The organism is Pseudomonas sp. TE50-2 (assembly GCF_040813665.1).
Taxonomy (GTDB): Bacteria; Pseudomonadota; Gammaproteobacteria; order Pseudomonadales; family Pseudomonadaceae; genus Aquipseudomonas; species Aquipseudomonas soli.
The window spans coordinates 2,937,941-2,955,218 of the sequence record NZ_JBFNXN010000001.1; the positions used below are offsets into that span (position 1 = coordinate 2,937,941).

Annotated in this window: 15 protein-coding genes; 8 read left to right on the top strand and 7 right to left on the bottom strand. The window is 63.8% G+C overall.

What is annotated here, in order from left to right; all coding sequences use genetic code 11:
• Positions 1–33 precede the first annotated feature (33 nt).
• A complete protein-coding gene (zwf, locus tag AAHK21_RS13350; protein ID WP_217867708.1) occupies positions 34–1,476 on the top strand; it encodes a glucose-6-phosphate dehydrogenase in 1,443 nt (480 codons plus the stop codon).
• Here zwf and AAHK21_RS13355 read toward each other — a convergent pair.
• Positions 1,473–4,334, bottom strand: coding sequence for a GGDEF domain-containing phosphodiesterase (locus AAHK21_RS13355; RefSeq protein ID WP_156177718.1), 2,862 nt, complete (start codon positions 4,332–4,334; stop codon positions 1,473–1,475). The genes zwf and AAHK21_RS13355 overlap by 4 nt on opposite strands.
• Positions 4,335–4,587: 253 nt before the next feature.
• On the opposite strand from AAHK21_RS13355, the gene uvrD reads away from it, so the two are divergent.
• The 3 genes from uvrD (at position 4,588) to AAHK21_RS13370 (ending at position 8,302) form a co-directional block, all read left to right on the top strand.
• Positions 4,588–6,771 carry a DNA helicase II gene (uvrD, locus tag AAHK21_RS13360; protein ID WP_038707073.1) on the top strand — a complete coding sequence of 728 codons (2,184 nt, stop codon included), beginning with the start codon at positions 4,588–4,590 and terminating at the stop codon, positions 6,769–6,771.
• Between the two features lie 161 nt (positions 6,772–6,932).
• Positions 6,933–7,781, top strand: a complete 849-nt coding sequence (locus tag AAHK21_RS13365; RefSeq protein ID WP_046857624.1) for a Tim44 domain-containing protein — start codon at positions 6,933–6,935, stop codon at positions 7,779–7,781.
• Positions 7,782–7,894: 113 nt separating this feature from the next.
• A complete protein-coding gene (locus tag AAHK21_RS13370) occupies positions 7,895–8,302 on the top strand; it encodes an SMI1/KNR4 family protein (RefSeq protein WP_023629684.1) in 408 nt (135 codons plus the stop codon).
• Between the two features lie 143 nt (positions 8,303–8,445).
• Here the strand turns inward: AAHK21_RS13370 and AAHK21_RS13375 are convergent, their stop codons facing one another.
• The gene (locus AAHK21_RS13375; RefSeq protein ID WP_367857476.1) at positions 8,446–10,206 is read right to left on the bottom strand and encodes a cation:proton antiporter; all 1,761 of its coding nucleotides are present in this window, start codon (positions 10,204–10,206) and stop codon (positions 8,446–8,448) included.
• 326 nt (positions 10,207–10,532) lie between these two features.
• Between AAHK21_RS13375 and AAHK21_RS13380 the strand changes: the two genes are divergently transcribed.
• Positions 10,533–11,018 (top strand): acyl-CoA thioesterase, encoded by a 486-nt coding sequence (locus tag AAHK21_RS13380; RefSeq protein ID WP_023629682.1) that lies wholly within the window; start codon positions 10,533–10,535, stop codon positions 11,016–11,018.
• On the opposite strand, the gene pdxY is transcribed toward AAHK21_RS13380, so the two are convergent.
• Positions 11,015–11,887, bottom strand: a complete 873-nt coding sequence (gene pdxY / locus AAHK21_RS13385; RefSeq protein WP_367857477.1) for a pyridoxal kinase PdxY — start codon at positions 11,885–11,887, stop codon at positions 11,015–11,017. The genes AAHK21_RS13380 and pdxY overlap by 4 nt on opposite strands.
• Positions 11,888–12,007: 120 nt before the next feature.
• Between pdxY and AAHK21_RS13390 the strand changes: the two genes are divergently transcribed.
• Positions 12,008–12,400, top strand: coding sequence for a DUF3301 domain-containing protein (locus AAHK21_RS13390; RefSeq protein WP_023629680.1), 393 nt, complete (start codon positions 12,008–12,010; stop codon positions 12,398–12,400).
• On the opposite strand, the gene AAHK21_RS13395 is transcribed toward AAHK21_RS13390, so the two are convergent.
• Genes AAHK21_RS13395 through zigA form a run of 3 tightly spaced genes read right to left on the bottom strand, consistent with a single transcriptional unit; the run spans position 12,401 to position 15,253 of the window.
• On the bottom strand, positions 12,401–13,378 hold the full coding sequence (locus AAHK21_RS13395; protein ID WP_367857478.1) for a GTP-binding protein: 978 nt from the start codon (positions 13,376–13,378) through the stop codon (positions 12,401–12,403). It lies immediately after the preceding gene.
• A gap of 52 nt (positions 13,379–13,430) precedes the next feature.
• On the bottom strand, positions 13,431–14,048 hold the full coding sequence (locus tag AAHK21_RS13400; protein WP_094010882.1) for a DUF1826 domain-containing protein: 618 nt from the start codon (positions 14,046–14,048) through the stop codon (positions 13,431–13,433).
• Positions 14,045–15,253 carry a zinc metallochaperone GTPase ZigA gene (gene zigA, locus AAHK21_RS13405; protein WP_367857479.1) on the bottom strand — a complete coding sequence of 403 codons (1,209 nt, stop codon included), beginning with the start codon at positions 15,251–15,253 and terminating at the stop codon, positions 14,045–14,047. Before zigA ends, AAHK21_RS13400 begins: the two co-directional genes overlap by 4 nt.
• Before the next feature lie 109 nt (positions 15,254–15,362).
• Between zigA and AAHK21_RS13410 the strand changes: the two genes are divergently transcribed.
• Together AAHK21_RS13410 and folE2 are read left to right on the top strand one after the other, a co-directional pair.
• Complete coding sequence (locus tag AAHK21_RS13410; protein WP_367858986.1) at positions 15,363–15,740, top strand: glutamine synthetase; 378 nt, start codon at positions 15,363–15,365, stop codon at positions 15,738–15,740.
• A 24-nt stretch (positions 15,741–15,764) separates the two neighbouring features.
• Complete coding sequence (gene folE2 / locus AAHK21_RS13415; RefSeq protein WP_367857480.1) at positions 15,765–16,646, top strand: GTP cyclohydrolase FolE2; 882 nt, start codon at positions 15,765–15,767, stop codon at positions 16,644–16,646.
• A gap of 8 nt (positions 16,647–16,654) precedes the next feature.
• On the opposite strand, the gene AAHK21_RS13420 is transcribed toward folE2, so the two are convergent.
• Positions 16,655–17,182, bottom strand: a complete 528-nt coding sequence (locus tag AAHK21_RS13420) for a DUF3617 domain-containing protein (protein WP_046857632.1) — start codon at positions 17,180–17,182, stop codon at positions 16,655–16,657.
• Between the last annotated feature and the right edge of the window lie 96 nt (positions 17,183–17,278).

Below are 17,278 nucleotides of genomic sequence, written 5' to 3' on the forward strand. Positions count from 1 at the left end.
CCGCCCAGCTAATCGAACGTGGAGAGTGGTGGTTTGACGATTCCTTGCGACATCCTGGTCTTCGGCGGCACGGGCGACCTGGCCCTGCACAAACTGCTCCCGGCGCTCTACCACCTGTATCGCGAAGCCCGCCTGCACACGGCCGTGCGGATCATCGCCCTGGCCCGACGCAACCTGCCGCGCAACGACTACGTCAAGCTTGCCGAGCGCCATTGCCGGGCACAGGTCGCCCGCCAGGACTTCGACGAAGACGTCTGGCAGCGCTTTTCGGCGCGGCTCGACTACTTCCCTATGGACGCGGCGCAGAGCGCCGACTTCGGCCGCCTGGCCCGCTACCTGGGCGAGCCCGGCGGCCTGACGCGGATCTTCTACCTGGCCACCGCGCCCAAGCTGTTCGTGCCGATCGCCACTCACCTGCGCATCGCCGGCCTGGCCGACAGCGAAGCGCGCATCGTGCTGGAAAAACCCATCGGCCACTCGCTGGAGTCGGCCACCGCGATCAACGAAGCGATCGGCGCGGTGTTCGACGAATCCCAGGTCTTTCGCATCGACCACTACCTGGGCAAGGAAACCGTGCAGAACCTCATGGCCCTGCGCTTTGCCAACGCCTTGCTCGAGCCGGTATGGCGCAACGGCCAGGTCGACCATGTGCAGATCAGCGTCTGTGAAACCCTCGGCGTGGAAAACCGCGGCGCCTACTACGACCGTGCCGGCGCCACCCGCGACATGCTGCAGAACCACCTGCTGCAACTGCTCTGCCTGGTGGCCATGGAGCCCCCCTCGCAGTTCGAGGCCGAGGCGGTACGCGACGAGAAGGTGAAGATCCTCCGCGCCCTCAAGCCCATCACCGGCCAGGACGTGCAGGACAAGACCGTGCGCGGCCAGTACGGCGCCGGCAAGATCGGCGGCCAGGAAGTGCCGGCCTATTATTTCGAGAAGGACGTGGACAACGATAGCGACACCGAAACCTTCGTCGCGGTCCAAGCGCACATCGACAACTGGCGCTGGGCCGGCGTGCCGTTCTACCTGCGTACCGGCAAGCGCATGGCGCGGCGCTCGTCGCAGATCGTCATCCAGTTCAAGCCCGTGCCGCACGAACTGTTCAGCGGCGGCCAGGTCAACCAGCTGCTGATCCAGCTACAACCGGACGAGCACATCAGCCTGCGCATGATGACCAAGAGCCCGGGCAAGGGCATGCGCCTGGCGCCGGTCGAGCTGGACCTCAACCTGGCCCAGGCCTTCGCCCAGACCCGCCGCTGGGAGGCCTACGAACGGCTGTTGCTGGATGTACTCGAAGGCGATTCGACACTGTTCATGCGCCGCGACGAGGTCGAGGCCGCCTGGGCCTGGATCGACCCGATCCTGCAGGGCTGGGAGGAGCACTTCCAGGCGCCGCGCCCTTACCCCGCCGGCAGCAATGGCCCGGAACAGGCCAACAGCCTGCTGGCGCGCCAGGGCCAGGCCTGGCACGCCTAGCCCAACAGGTCGGCGGTCGAACGCCCTAGCAGCGCCTTGAACGACGCGGCATCGACCGGCCGACTGATCAGGTAGCCCTGCACCTCGTCACAGCCGTGCTCGCGCAGGAACTGCAACTGTTCGCGGGTTTCCACCCCTTCGGCCACCACCTTCAATTGCAGGCTCTGCGCCATGGCGATGATCGCCCGGGTAATGGCCGCATCCTGCGTGCCTTCAAGCAGCCCGCGGATGAACGCCTGGTCGATCTTCACGTAGTCGACCGGGAAGCGCTTGAGGTAGCTCAGTGACGAGTAGCCGGTGCCGAAATCGTCGATGGCCAGCTTAACCCCCAGCGCGTGTAGCTGCTCGAAGGTGGCGATGATGTGCTCGACACTGTCCAGCAACTGGCTTTCGGTCAGTTCCAGCTCCAGCAGGTGCGGCGCCAGGCCGGATTCCTGCAGGACCTGGCGCACCAGGCTGACCAGCTTGCCCTGGCGCAACTGGTACACCGACAGGTTGACCGAAACACGCACCTCCAGGCCTTGGCGCAACCACTCGCAGGCTTGCCAACAGGCCTGGCGCAGCACGAACTCGCCCATGGGCGCGATCAACCCGGTTTCTTCCGCCAGGCCAATGAACTCGCTGGGTGGCACCATGCCCCATTGCGGGTGCTGCCAGCGTACCAGGGCCTCGGCCGCGTGCAGCTGACCGGTGCGCAGGCACAGCTTGGGCTGGTAGTAGACCAGCAGCTGGCCTTCGTCGATGGCCTTGCGCAACTGGTTCTCCAACTGCAGGCGCTCAAGGGTGCTGGCACGCAAGCTCTCGGTATAGAACTGGAAGCTGTCGCCGCCCAGGTGCTTGGCATGCTGCTTGGCCATGTCGGCCTGGCTGACCAGCGCATTGAGGTCCAGGCTGGCGTCGGACAGCAGGCTGATACCCACCGAGGCGCTGATCACCACCTCGTGCCCGCCCACACGCTGAGGCACACGCAGTTTGTCCAGCAACCGGGTAGTGACGCGCACCAGGCTGGATAAGTTGGTATAGCCGTCGAACAGCACCGCGAACTCGTCGCCGGACAGGCGCGCCACAGTGTCGGCCTCAGGCACCGCGTTGGCCAGGCGCTGGGCCATCTTCTTCAGCAACTGGTCGGCCAGCTCATGACCCAGGCTCTCGTTGAGCAGCTTGAAGCGGTCCAGGTCAACGTGCAGCAGCGCCAGGCTGCGGCCATTCAGGCGCATGCGTTGTGCCGCCTCGTGCAGGCGCAGGCGGAACAGCGCACGGTTGGCCAGGCCGGTGAGGTCGTCGTAGTGCGCCAGATAGCGCAGGCGCTCCTCGGATTCGCGGCGCGCCGACAGGTCGGTGAAGAAGCCAACGATATTGACGATGCGCCCCCGCACATCGCTCACGCTGTTGAGCTGCAACCATTGGGGGTAGAGTTCGCCGCTCTTGCGCGCCTCGACCAGCTCGCCCTGCCAGCGTCCCTGCTGATCCAGCGCCTGGTCGATGGCCTGGCTGTGGCGCCGGGCGTCGCGGCTGCAGGGCAGCTCCAGGGCGTTGCGGCCGATCAGCTCGGCGCGGCCGTAGCCGGTGACATCGCAGAAAGCCTGGTTGACCGCCAGCAGCTGGAAGTCGGCATCGAGAATGGCGATCCCCTCGCTGGCTGCCTCGAACACCGTTGCGGCGAGCCGCTGCTGCTCCTCCTGCTCCTTCTGTGCGGTGATGTCACGGCGGGTGCCCAGCATGCGCAGGACCTTGCCCTGGGCATCGGATTCCACCGCCCGCCCACGGTCCTCGATCCAGCACCAGTGGCCCTGGGCGTGACGTACCCGGTACTCGACCCGGTAGTCCTCGGTGCGCCCCTTGAGGTGTTCGACCAGCGTGCGCCGCAGCAGCGGCAGATCATCGGGGTGCAGCCGCGGCTTGAGGTCGGCGCGCACCGAGCGGACCTGCTCGGCATCAAGGCCGAACAGGGCATGCAGTTGTGTGTGATGGACCTCGTCGGTTTCCAGGTTCCAGTCCCACAGCCCCAGTTCGCTGGCCTGCAGGGCCAGGGCCAGGCGCTGCTCGCTCTTGCTCAGGGCCTGGTTGGCCAGGTCCAGCGCATGGCTGCGTTCGGCCACGCGCTGTTCAAGGCCGGCATGGGCCTGGCGCAGGTCGTCCTCGGCCTGACGACGCTGGGCGATTTCGGCGCTGAGCTTGCGGTTCAGGCCCTCGCTGTGGCGCTGAGCGCACTGCAGATGCTCGATCAGGGCTTGGTTCTGGAAGCGACGCAGCAGGCCACGCTCGATCAGGCGATTGACCTGCCAGGCCACCACCATCAGCGCCACCAGCAGGATCAGCCCCAGCCACCCCCAGCCACGCTGGTGCCCGGCGTCATAGACGAAGAGAAACGCGATCGGCGGTAGCAGGCACGGCACCGCGAAGCTGAGGAACGCCGGCAGGCTGACCGCGTAGGCGACACTGGCCGACAACGCCGCCGCCCCGAGCAGGCCGAATACCCAGGCCTGCTGCACGAAGTTGTCCGCCGGCGCCAGGGCGATCACCGCACTGGCCAAGGTCAGGCCGCTGAACGCCGAACCGAGCAGGAACATCCGCCGCCAGGCTGGCTTGGCCTGGCGAACCGGTGTCGCCGATTCGAAGGCCGCCACCTGGATCACCCGCAGCACCACCAGTGCCAGCAGCCAGGCCATCCACACGCCAACCAGCAGATAGCGCCCAGGGCTCCACAGCAGCCAGGCGCTGAGCAGGCCGTTGAGCAGCATGAACAGGGTGGGCAGCAGAGAGCCCTGGTACAGCAGGCGAGTCCGCTCGATCGACAGCTGGGTGGCGAATTGCCTGCGAACGCTCCGTGTCGTCTCCGGCGATGCTCCGATCGCCATGCAATCCTGGGTCATATGGCTGGATTCTTTTGAGTTCTTGTTATGGCTGACCACAAATGTGCAGGGAGAATACACAAGCGTCGCGTCAGACCAAACTGCTCTACGTCATGATTTGGAAAATGTCTCGTCCGTCCAGGTCTGACCGCTCAACCACGGGGCGCTGCCAGCAGCGCCGATGAACGGTAGATGGCCTGTGCAGTGATTTGCAGCGCGGGCGTTTGCCCCTGCCTGCGCGCGGCCATAGAATGCCCGCATGCATAATGACGACCTCTCCCTCCTGCTGAACTCCCTCAACGACGCCCAGCGCCAGGCCGTGGCGGCCTCCGTCGGACGCCAACTGGTGCTGGCCGGCGCCGGCTCGGGCAAGACCCGCGTGCTGGTGCACCGTATCGCCTGGCTGATCCAGGTCGAACAGGCCTCGCCGCACTCGATCCTGTCGGTGACCTTCACCAACAAGGCCGCGGCGGAAATGCGCCAGCGTATCGAGCAACTGCTGGGCATCAACCCGGCCGGCATGTGGGTCGGCACTTTCCACGGCCTGGCCCACCGCCTGTTGCGGGCGCACTGGCAGGAGGCAGGGCTGGCGCAGAACTTCCAGATCCTCGACAGCGACGACCAGCAACGCCTGGTCAAGCGGGTGATCCGCGAAATGGGCCTGGACGAGCAGAAATGGCCGGCACGCCAGGTCCAGTGGTTCATCAACGGCCAGAAGGACGAGGGCCTGCGCCCACGGCATATCCAGGCCAGCGGCGACCTGTTCCTGGCCACCATGCGCGACATCTATGTCGCCTATGAACAGGCTTGCGACCGCGCCGGGGTCATCGACTTCTCCGAGCTGCTGCTGCGCGCCCTCGACCTGTGGCGCGACCACCCGGACCTGCTCAAGCATTACCAGCGCCGCTTCCGTCACCTGCTGGTGGACGAGTTCCAGGACACCAACGCCGTGCAGTACGCCTGGCTGCGCCTGCTCGCCTCCGGTGGCGACAGCCTGATGGCGGTGGGTGATGACGACCAGTCGATCTACGGCTGGCGCGGCGCCAAGATCGAGAACATCCACCAGTACACCGCCGACTTCCCCGACGCCGAGTTGATTCGCCTGGAGCAGAACTACCGTTCCACCGGCGGCATCCTCAAGGCCGCCAACGCGCTGATCGCCAACAACAGCGGGCGCCTGGGCAAGGAACTGTGGACCGACATGGGCGAGGGCGAACCGCTCACGCTCTACGCCGCCTACAACGAGCACGACGAAGCGCGCTACGTGGTCGAGACCATCGAAAGTCTCATCAAGCAGGGCAACGCTCGCGACGAGATCGCCATCCTGTACCGTTCCAACGCCCAGTCGCGGGTGCTGGAAGAGGCCCTGCTGCGCGAACGCATCCCCTACCGCATCTATGGCGGCCAGCGCTTCTTCGAACGCGCCGAGATCAAGAACGCCATGGCCTACCTGCGCCTGCTCGAAGGCCGCGGCAACGACGCGGCGCTGGAGCGGGTGATCAACGTGCCGCCACGCGGCATCGGCGAGAAGACCGTCGAGGCCATCCGCGAACACGCCCGTCACAGCCAGCTGTCGATGTGGGACGCCATGTGCCAGCTGCTGGCCGCCAAGGCCCTCAAGGGCCGCGCCGCCAGCGCGCTGGGTGCCTTCATCGAGCTGCTCGAGAACCTCGCCGCCAAGGTGCTGGACATGCCGCTGCACCTGATGACCCAGACCGTCATCGAACAGTCCGGCCTGATCATCTACCACCAGGAAGAAAAGGGCGAGAAAGGCCAGGCCCGGGTGGAGAACCTTGAGGAACTGGTCAGCGCGGCGCGCAACTTCGAGACCAGCGACGACGACGCCGACCTGTCGCCACTGTCGGCGTTCCTCGGCCATGCCTCGCTGGAGGCCGGCGACACCCAGGCCGATGAGCACGAGGACAGCATCCAGCTGATGACCCTGCACAGCGCCAAGGGCCTGGAGTTCCCCTACGTGTTCCTGGTGGGCATGGAGGAAGGCCTGTTCCCGCACAAGATGAGCCTCGAAGAACCCGGCCGCCTCGAAGAAGAACGGCGCCTGGCCTACGTGGGCATCACCCGGGCGATGCGCCAGCTGGTCATGACCTACGCCGAGACCCGCCGCCTGTACGGCAGCGAAACCTACAACAAGGTGTCGCGTTTCGTCCGCGAGATTCCGGCCGGGCTGGTGCAGGAAGTGCGCCTGTCGAACACCGTGAGCCGTCCGTTCGGCGGCGCGAAGACGCCCGCGAGCAGCCTGTTCGCCAACGCCAGCATCCCGCAGACCGCCTTCAGCCTTGGCCAGCGGGTGCAGCATGCGGTGTTCGGCGAAGGCGTGATCCTCAACTTCGAGGGCTCCGGTGCCCAAGCGCGGGTGCAGGTGAACTTCTCCGAAGGCAGCAAATGGCTGATGCTTGGATACGCCAAGCTGGAAGCCATCTGAGCCCAATCGCGGGGCTTGCCCCGCGATGACCTTTCAGACAACGCCCGTCTGCATTCCCGACTATCAGGCAAAAGCTCGAAACATGTTGTCGCTAGCTATGTCTGCCGGTTCATGTGCACCATGACGCGCGTGCAATCCACACAAACGGGAACCCCCAACTTATGCAACGTTTTCTTAGCATCGCTCTGGCGCTCTGCGTCGGCCTGACGCTGAGCCTCGACGCCAACGCCAAGCGCTTCGGTGGCGGCAAGAGCTCGGGCTCCGCGCCTATCCACCAGACCCGCCAGGCTACCCCGACCACCCCTGCCGCCGCCCCGACCGCGCCAGGCCGCGCACCCGCTGCCGCCAGCGGCGCCTCGCGCTGGCTGGGCCCACTGGCCGGCCTCGCCGCCGGTGGCCTGCTGGCCTCCATGTTCATGGGCGACGGCTTCGATGGCATGCAGATCCTCGATTTCCTGATCATGGGCCTGATCGCCTTCCTGGTCTTCCGCTTCATCGCCGCGCGCCGCCGCCAGCAGCAGCCGCAACACGCTGCAGCCGGCCATGCCCCGTACCAGCGCGAAGCCCAGCCGCAGGCCGCTCCGCAGTCGATCTTCGGCGGTTCCGCCGCACCGGTTGCCGCACCTGCGATCAACGCCCCGGCCTGGTTCAACGAAGCCAGCTTCCTGGCCGCCGCCCGTTCGCACTTCCAGTCGCTGCAGCAGCACTGGGACGCCAACGAGATGGACAAGATCGCCGAGTTCGTCACCCCGCAGATGCTCGAGTTCCTCAAGCGTGAGCGCGCGGAACAAGGTGAAGGCTTCCAGTCCACCTACATCGACGACCTCGATGTGCAACTGGACGGCGTAGACGACCGCGCCGACCAGACCGACGCTACCCTTACCTTCCGTGGCGTGTCGAAGACTTCGCGCTTCGACCAGGGCGAAGCGTTCAGCGAAAGCTGGCACATGGTTCGCGCCCAGGGCGAAAACCAGCCTTGGCTGCTGGCCGGTATCCGCCAAAACGGTTAACCGTCGCACGTTGCAGAAAAAACCCCGGGCCTGTCCCGGGGTTTTTGCTTTTGCCAGAGCGGCCTACTAGGGTATAACGCGCAGCGTTGTCATAAGGTCAGAGGATGTGAACCGTGGAAGAAGTGATCGAACAACTCCGTGAAGCCAACGAGCCGGTACCGGTGCCGCTGGAACTGCCGGACGAGGATCAGCTGGTCGAAATCGAGGAAGAGCTGTTCATCAACATCCCCTTCGTGTTCAAGGAATACCTGCTGACCGTCAGTGACGTGGTATACGGCAGCCTCGAGCCGGTGACCGTGACCGACCCGCAATCCCACACCTACCTGCCGGAGGTGGCGGCCAATGCCTGGGACGCCGGCGTGCCCCGCGACCTCATCCCGATCTGCCAGGACGGAGACGATTTCTACTGCGTCGAAGAGGACGGCACCGTGGTGCTATGGTCCGGTGAAGAGGAAATCGTCACCGAGGAAAGCTGGGAATCGGTCTGGCACTGGGCGCGGGATGTCTGGCTGGAAAGCTGAATGAGAAATACCCGCACAAAGTGATGGCTTATAGCTACCAATCACTCGTAGAATCGCCAGGCTCTCTGCGCCTGGCGACACTGCTACCGCTCCATCCCCTCGGACGACGGTGAAATCTTGCGCAGAAAGCGTTAACCGCTCCCTCAGTGCGAATGATCGCGGCTGTTCTCCAGCGTCTCCAGCAACGCCACCTGCATTCGCGTATGCACACGGATCAGCCAGCGCCACAGCAGCGCCACCACCACCGCCGCCACTACCGCGATGATCAGCAGCAGTTCGCTGGTGGGCAGAATGCTCGCCGACAAGGCTGACAGCAGCAGGAAGATCACCAGCAGTGACAGCAGCGGAATCACCTCGGCGATCACCCGTCTTACGCGCTGGGTATGTCGCCCCGCCATCTCCGGCTTGACGCCCATCTCTGCCAGCAGCATCGACAGTGCCTTGAGCTTGCGGTACGCGGCAATCAGGAACGGCAACGAAAGCAGCAGCGCCGCGCCCCAGATCAGCGCCTTCTGCTGACCGGCGTCCGCTACCCACTCGCTCAACCAGATGCCGATGCGCCCGGCGAAGTAGCCGCCACTGAAGAAGATCGCGATCACCAGCGCCAGGTTGACCCCGACCTGCAACAGGATGCGCCGGATCATCGCCGCCAGCATGGCCCCCTCGCCCTGGGGCTGGATGCTGCGCAACCACTCGCCGTACAGCGAAAGCACCCGTGCCAGACGGCTGGGTACCACCTTGCCCAGCTTGATCGACAACGGGTCGGCAGCGCGGATCAGGTAGGGCGTGAGCAGGGTGGTGATGGCCGATACCGCCACCGCTACCGGGTAGAGGAAGTCGCTGGTGACCTGCAGGGTCATGCCCAGGGCAGCGATGATGAAGGAGAATTCGCCGATCTGCGAAAGCCCCATCCCCACACGCAGCGAAGTGCGTCCATCATTGCCGGCAATGAACGCCCCCATGCCGCAGGAAAGCATCTTGCCCAACACAACCGCCAGGGTGATGACCACGATCGGCCAAGCGTATTCGAGCAGGATCGACGGGTCGATCATCAGGCCGATGGCCACGAAGAAGATGGCACTGAACAAGTCGCGCACCGGCTCGATCAGGCGCTCGATCTTCAGCAGCTCGCGCGACTCGGCCATGATTGCGCCGATCAGGAAGGCACCCAGCACCATGCTGTACTCGAGCTTGACCACCAGCAGGCAGAAGCCGAAACACAGGCCTAGCACGGTAATCAGCAGCATTTCGTTGCTTTCGAACTTGGCCACATAGGCCAGCAGCCGCGGCACCAGCAGGATGCCGATGACCAGCGCGACGATCATGAACAGCGACAACTTGCCCACGGTCGAGAACACCTCGCCGGAGCTCACCGTGCCGCTGACCGCGATGCCCGACAGCAGCGCGATGATACCGATGCCGAGAATATCCTCGACGATCAGCACGCCGAAGATCAGTTGGGCAAAGCGCTCGTTCTTCATCTTCAGGTCGTTGAGCGCCTTGACGATGATGGTGGTCGAGGAAATCGCCAGGATCGCCCCGAGGAACAGCGAATCCATGGTGTTCCAGCCGAACCAGCGGCCGATCTCGAAACCGATCCAGATCATCAGGACGATTTCCAGGAAGGCGGCGATGAACGCCGTGGCACCGACCTTGAACAGCTTGCGCAGGCTGAACTCCAGGCCCAGGCAGAACATCAGGAAGATCACTCCCAGTTCGGCCAGGGTCTTGATGGTGTCTTCGTCGTGGATCAGCCCGAACGGCGGCGTGTGCGGCCCGATGATGAAGCCGGCGACGATGTAGCCCAGCACCACGGGCTGCTTGAGGCGATGAAAAAGAATGGTGACCACCCCGGCAACCAGCATGATCACCGCCAGATCCTGGATGAAGCTGATGGCATGCATGGCGTGTTACTCCTTGTTTTCGATGCTGGGGGCGAACCGCTCCTCTGCCGGGAAGACCCTGGGCGCGGAGCAGGCACATACTGTTGTGATTGACGCGAAAGCCCACGTTGCATGGGCGTCGTCAGGTTAACATCGCGCCTTGCCGCAAATTGCCAATGCAATATGCAGAAACAGATCGGCAGATTCGACACCGCCGATGGCAATATTGGCGTGACGATGGAGCGTCAGCCGACGTCCCGTACCAGGATGGGAAACCTCAAAGAGGGGAAACAGAAGTGTCTGCAGATACCCGCCCCGATACCGTGCAAATTCACCGTGAGCTCTCTATGGAACCTGGAAACGCCCAGCTGACCATGACCGTCCTGATGACACCGGACATGGCCAACTTCTCTGGCAACGTACACGGCGGCACCCTGCTCAAGTACCTCGACGAAGTCGCCTATGCCTGCGCCAGCCGCTATGCCGGCACCTATGTGGTGACCCTGTCGGTGGACCAGGTGATCTTCCGCGAACCTGTGCACGTCGGCGAACTGGTGACCTTCCTGGCCTCGGTCAACTACACCGGCAATACCTCGATGGAGGTGGGCATCAAGGTTGTCACCGAGAACATCCGCGAGCGTTCGGTACGCCACTCCAACAGCTGCTTCTTCACCATGGTGGCTGTCGACGATGACCGGCGCCCGGTGAAGGTGCCACCGCGCCAGCCGCAGAGCAGCGAAGAGAAGCGCCGCTTCCTGCAGGGCCAGCAGCGCCGGCAGATCCGCCAGGAGCTGGAGCAGCGCTACCAGAACCTCAAGACCGATTCGATCTAGTAGTTCAGGCGCTGCGCCTCGAAGCGTACCCGTGGGTGGGCGATGCGATCCTGGGCCCGCACCAGCTGCAGTTCATAGCTGGCGCAGGCCTGGGTTTCCAGCAGCACCTCATGCACGGCAGCGGCGGTGAACTCGAAGGCTTGCAGCCAGTTGTCGCCAAGCAGCACCCGAGCGAGGAACAACCCTGACGTCAGGTCGCCCACCCCTACCGGCTGACGCGGGAACGCCAGCAGTGGCCGACGCAGATGCCAGCTGGCTTCGCGGGTCACCAGGAGCATCTCGAAGGCATCGTCCTCGCGCTGTGGATAATTCAGGTGCTTGACCAGCACCACCTGTGGCCCACGCTCCAGCAACCCGCGCGCCATGCCCACGCAATCCTCCAGCGACTGCGCGCGACGGCCACAGAAACTGTCCAGCTCGAGCTGGTTGGGGCACAGGATATCGGCCTTGGCCACGGCCTGCTCGAGCAGGAATTCACTGACCTCGGCCGGCACGATGCAACCTTTCTCGGCATGGCCCATGACCGGGTCGCACAGGTACAAAGCCCTGGGATTGACCGCCTTGATCCGCTCGACGCCAGCCAGGATCGCCCGCCCCTGCTCGGCACTGCCCAGGTAACCCGACAGCACCGCATCGCAGTGGCCCAATTCGCCGATATTGGAAATGCCTTCCACCAACGCGGGAATTTGCGCTGGCGCAAGCACTTCCCCCGCCCACTGGCCATACTGAGTGTGGTTGGAGAACTGCACCGTGTTGAGTGGCCAGACGTTGACCCCGACCCGCTGCATGGGAAACACCGCGGCGCTGTTGCCGGCGTGTCCAAAGACCACGTGGGACTGAATGGCGAGCAGGTGCGGTGTACGTTTCATGCAAGGCGCTTCCGAAACTGTGTGAAGAAATGTGCGGCCCGCAGTATGAACCTGATTGCCATCTGTACGACAGGCCAGAGACGCAGTTAAGCTGGATCGACCTGTCTGGAGCTTACGCAAATGCTGACCCTGGAAAACCTTTTCGTCCTGATGCTGGTGGCGACCGCAGGCGCCTGGCTGTGGCACAACCACGGGCTTCGCGAGAAGGCCCTGGCTCGGGTCAAGCAGCATTGCGCCAAGCTCGACCTGGAACTGCTCGACGACGCCGTGGCGCTCAAACGCATCGCCTTCGTGCGCGACGCCAATGGCCGAAAGCGCCTGGCGCGCATCTACAACTTCGAGTTCACCGTCACCGGCGAACAACGTCACCCAGGCACCGTCACCCAGTTCGGCGCCCACACCATGCAGATCGAACTTGCACCCTACCCATTCGAGATCAAGACCCCGCCACGCACCGACAACGTCATCGAAATGCAGCAATGGCGCCAGGAACATAACCGCTGGCGCAATTGATCAGCCAGTAACGTAACAGCTGGCGATGGCCGCCTGGAGCACCTGCACCGGTTGTGGCTGATCGAAGATCAGCTCGATGCGCGAGTCCCTGCGCCATTCGCTGGGGCGCCATTCCAGCGCCCCACTTTCCAGGCCATTGAACGACTGCCACCCCGCCGCGCTGTGGATAACCCCTTTCGCCCGGCACCACGGCCATTGCTCGAGAACGCCACGTAGCGCCATTTCATCGAAGACCTGGCCCGGATGCCAGCGCCAACCTACGCTCCAGCCCTCGTCCGCCAGCCGGGACTGACAGATCGGTTGCCGCGGATCCACCCACAAGGTGGGCCGTGGGACGGGGCCGTTATCCACAGGAAAACTGGAAAGGTCGAGTGAGCCCGCTGCTGACGCCGCGGGCGATACAGGCAACTCAGCGAGGGCTAGCGCGCCATGATCCGTCCACAACGCCGGGACTTCAGGCAATGATGCAGTTATCAACAGGCGGGTGGCAGCATCCACGGGACTCGCCTTGTTGAACAGCAGCAACCCCGCCTTCGCCAATGCCATGCTCTGTGCCTCTGGCAAGCCAGTGCCCCGGGAAAGGGCCGCGGCATCCAGCACCATCAACAGTGGCTGGACCGACAGGACACCGGTCCAAGGCGCCCGCCCCAGTTGCTCCAGCAATTCGAGTGGGTGACCGAGGCCGGACGGTTCGATGAACAGGCGATCCGGGCGCGCCTTGCGCAGCAGGCGGCCGAGCCCCACCTGGAACGGTGCGCCATTGACGCAGCACAGGCAGCCTCCCGCCACCTCTCCAATGGCGATGCCCGCCTCGTCACGGCTGAGCAAGGCGGCATCCAGGCCGATCTGGCCAAATTCGTTGACCAGCACGGCCCAACGCTCACCAGCTGGTCGTTGCTCCAGCAAGTGACGGATCAGGCTGGTCTTGCCGGCACCTAGCGGGCCGGCGATCACATGGGTGGGGATGTTGTGCAACATGGCTCGGTATCGCAAGGGCTTGATGGCAGTCTATACCGGGGCGTCCGGCAATTCATGCCAACCAGTCCAGGCTCAACAGCAAGCGACGTTCCCCGGCGGGTGTCTGCGGGGACCGGTGGACCAAGCCCGCACCCTCGTTGCCCAGCCACTTCTCGCCCTTGAGCAGGGCTACCTCTCCCGCCACTAATCGCCGGACGTTATCCACAGGCGGCGGCGCCAGCTGCAACCGGGTACGGTCGATGGCACCCTCTGGCAGCCATTCGCTACCTGCGCCGGCGTAGGTACTGAGCAGGCGCAATGGCACATGGTCCACATGCATGCGCGGGCACATCGCCCCCTCGAGCACCCGTAGCCGCACCCCCAGGCGCCGAGCGCCCAGCAGGCAGGTATAGGCCGCCACCAGCCAGGCCACATCGGCGACGAAACCATCATAGCCATGAAGATCGGCGGTTTCTCTGAGCAGCCCGGGCAACGCTGGCGGCTGGCGTTCATCCACCTCGATCACGCGCTCATCGGCCAATGGCTGGCCCAGGCTCAGCACCAGGTTGGCGAAGTCTTCGACCTGGGCCGGCAGGCGGCGCTGCCAGACCGCGAGGTTGACCCCATCCTGGAGAATCTCCGTCATCACCTGGGGTGACTCACCGAAGACCTGGCGGATATCCACAGTCATGCCGCAGCGTCCTCATGCCAGGCACCAAACGGGTCCGGCAGGCGCAGCCAGCCCATCGGCCCCAACTCCATTTCCTGGTCATCGAGCAGGCAGGCTTCCAGCTCTGTGGATAACCGAACAAAGTCGATGTTCTGCCCGATGAACACCAGTTCCTGCCGGCAGTCGCCCGCTTCCGCGGACCACTGCTTGAGGATCGCCGCAGTGTTCTCTTCATCCTGCGGCCATTGTTCACGCGGCACGAAACGCCACCAACGACCAGCCAGGCCATGGCGCATCATGCCGCCGGCCTGCGACCAGCTACCGGCCTCCTGGAACTTGCTGGCCAGCCAGAAGAACCCTTTGGAGCGCAGCAAGCGGCCGTTGCTCCAGGGCTTGTGGATAAAGTCGAAGAAACGCTGCGGATGGAATGGCCGGCGCGCCTGCCAGGTGGTCGCGGCAATACCGTACTCCTCGGTTTCCGGCACATGTTCACCCCGCAGCTCCTGCAGCCAGCCCGGAGCCTGCGCGGCCTGGTCGAAATCGAACAGGCCGGTATCGAGGATGCGCGCCAAGGGCACCTGGCCCATCACCATCGGCACGATCTGCGCCCGCGCATTGAGGCTGCGCAGGATGGCGGTCAACTCTTCGCGCTCATGCTGGCTGATCAGGTCGATCTTGCTCAGCAGCAACACGTCGGCGAATTCGACCTGCTCGATCAGCAAGTCACTGATCGAACGTTCGTCACCTTCGCCCAAGGTCTCGCCCCGGCTGGCCAGGCTTTCGGCTGCCTGATAATCGCGAAGGAAGTTCAGCCCATCGACAACGGTGACCATGGTGTCGAGGCGTGCCATGTCGGAGAGACTGCGGCCCTGCTCATCACGAAAGGTGAACGTCTCGGCCACCGGCAGCGGCTCGGATATACCCGTGGACTCGATCAGCAGGTAATCGAAGCGACCCTCGCCCGCCAACCGGGCCACCTCCTCCAGCAGATCTTCACGCAGTGTGCAGCAGATGCAGCCGTTGCTCATCTCAACCAGCTTTTCCTCAGCGCGGTTGAGGCTGACATTGCGTTGCACCTCACTGGCATCGATGTTGATTTCACTCATGTCGTTGACGATCACGGCCACGCGCAAGTTGTCGCGGTTACGCAGGACATGGTTGAGCAACGTGCTCTTGCCGGCACCCAGGAAGCCGGACAGCACGGTGACAGGAAGACGGTTGGGCATGACGAACCTCATCGGGCAGGCGCATTCGAAACGATGCATTGCACAATGTTATATTATAACAATACAATTTCGCCAAGCCGTATCGCCGAACGGTTGTCTGGAGAGCGTCATGAAACTACCTGGCGTCATCGCCCTGCTGCTGCTCGTTCATCCAGAGCAGCTCTTTGCCATGCCCACTACCGACCTTGCACGGTGCACCCGCAGCGCAACCTTGCTGGCCTGCCAGGACAGCAAGGGCAACTACTACAGCGTGCGAACCGAGGGCAGCACCTTTTACTTGCGCGGATATGAAGTTGCGAGCAAGCGGCTGTGGGCACAAACCAACAGCCGCCACGGCGCATTGACGTTTTTTACCGGCCTGGCCAGCGACGGCGAGGCTTGGGTGGGCTACAGCCGGCGTATTGGCTGGACCACGCTGAATCGTGTTTCCAGCTCCAGCGGCCAACGCTTCAACCTGCATTGCAGCCTCATCGGCGGTTGCCGGTGACTTTAACCGTTCAGGATCCCTTCCATGACCAGCCTATCCCTTCCCGATGTCGCCGCCCAAAGCAACCAACAAGCACTGCCGCTGGACTGGGTGGGCATGAGTGGTATCGCCGTCGCGCTGCAACTCGACGGGCGCACCGTCACCGCATTCGCCGATGCCGGAGTGAGCCTCGACGATGGTGCCTCACGCGGCATCCACATGTCCCGGCTGTACCTGGCATTGGAGGCGCTGGAGCAACAACCCCTGTCACCCCCGCTTCTACGCCAGATACTGCGGGCATTTCTGCTTAGCCACACCGGCCTGTCCAACAATGCTTATCTGCGGCTGACCTTTGATCATCTGCTCAAACGGTCGGCACTGATCAGCCCGTTGGCTGGCTGGAAGCGCTACCCGGTGACCGTGGATGCCAAGCTGGAATATGAAATGTTCCACGTGGAACTATCAGTGAATGTGCCCTACTCGTCGACGTGCCCATGCTCGGCAGCACTTGCAAGGCAGCTGATCCAGGAGCAGTTCGACAGGGACTTCGCCCACCGGCCATTGGACCGGCGCGGCATTCGCCAATGGCTGGGCAGCAGTGACGGGATCGTCGCGACGCCCCATAGCCAACGGAGCATGGCCAGGCTTCAGGTACGCCTTGCAGGGGAAGCGCTGAATCTGACAGGGCTGATCGACGCGGCGGAAGCCGCGTTGGGCACCGCAGTGCAGACCGCCGTGAAGCGCGCCGACGAGCAGGCATTCGCCCTGGCCAATGGTCAGAACCTGATGTTCTGCGAGGATGCTGCCCGGCGCCTGCACCTGGCATTGATGCAGATTGAGGAGGTGGCGGGGTTCAGCGTGCGCGTGGAACATGCAGAGAGTCTGCATGCCCACGACGCGGTTGCGGTTACTCAACATCGGTGGTGAGCGCTACTTCAACTGCGTGGCTTCACTGTTCCACAGTCGTTGCCCAGCCAGACCGCCCGAGTATCCATGCTGCCCTGTTGCTGAACACCGGAGGCATTGAACGTGCCGTTGACCTTGGTCAGGAACTCACGGTCGCTGAGGAAGGTGGCCTGGCCGGTACCCTGGGCTTTCGGGCAGCTGAACTGGAACTTCCAGACATTGCCATTGCGCTCGGTGATCTTCTGCGTGCAGCCCGATTGCGGGTCCTGCAGGGGGATGTCATTGGTCTTTACCTGCTCGGCGGTCAGGCACGAGCGCACACCCTTGCCGCCCACGGTGATGCCCTGCTTGGCCAGGGCACCTTCCATCATCGCCCGTTGCTCAGGCGGCAGGTTCTTCAACTGGCCGAGCATGAACTCCATGTCTGGCAACGGCTTGCCATCGACCTGCATATTGCTGGTGGTCAGCTCCCACAAGCCGGGTTGCAACATCTGCGCGTGGACCAGCGGGCTGCCCAACCCCAGTGCCAGGGCGAGCAGTGGCAGACGAATCTTCATGGATGAAAGCTCCTCGAAATACCGGCTCCGGCCGGACTGAGCCTTTAGACGTCGAATTCGCCTGTGGGTTGCAGTGGCCCCCTCGAACGTGGTCTG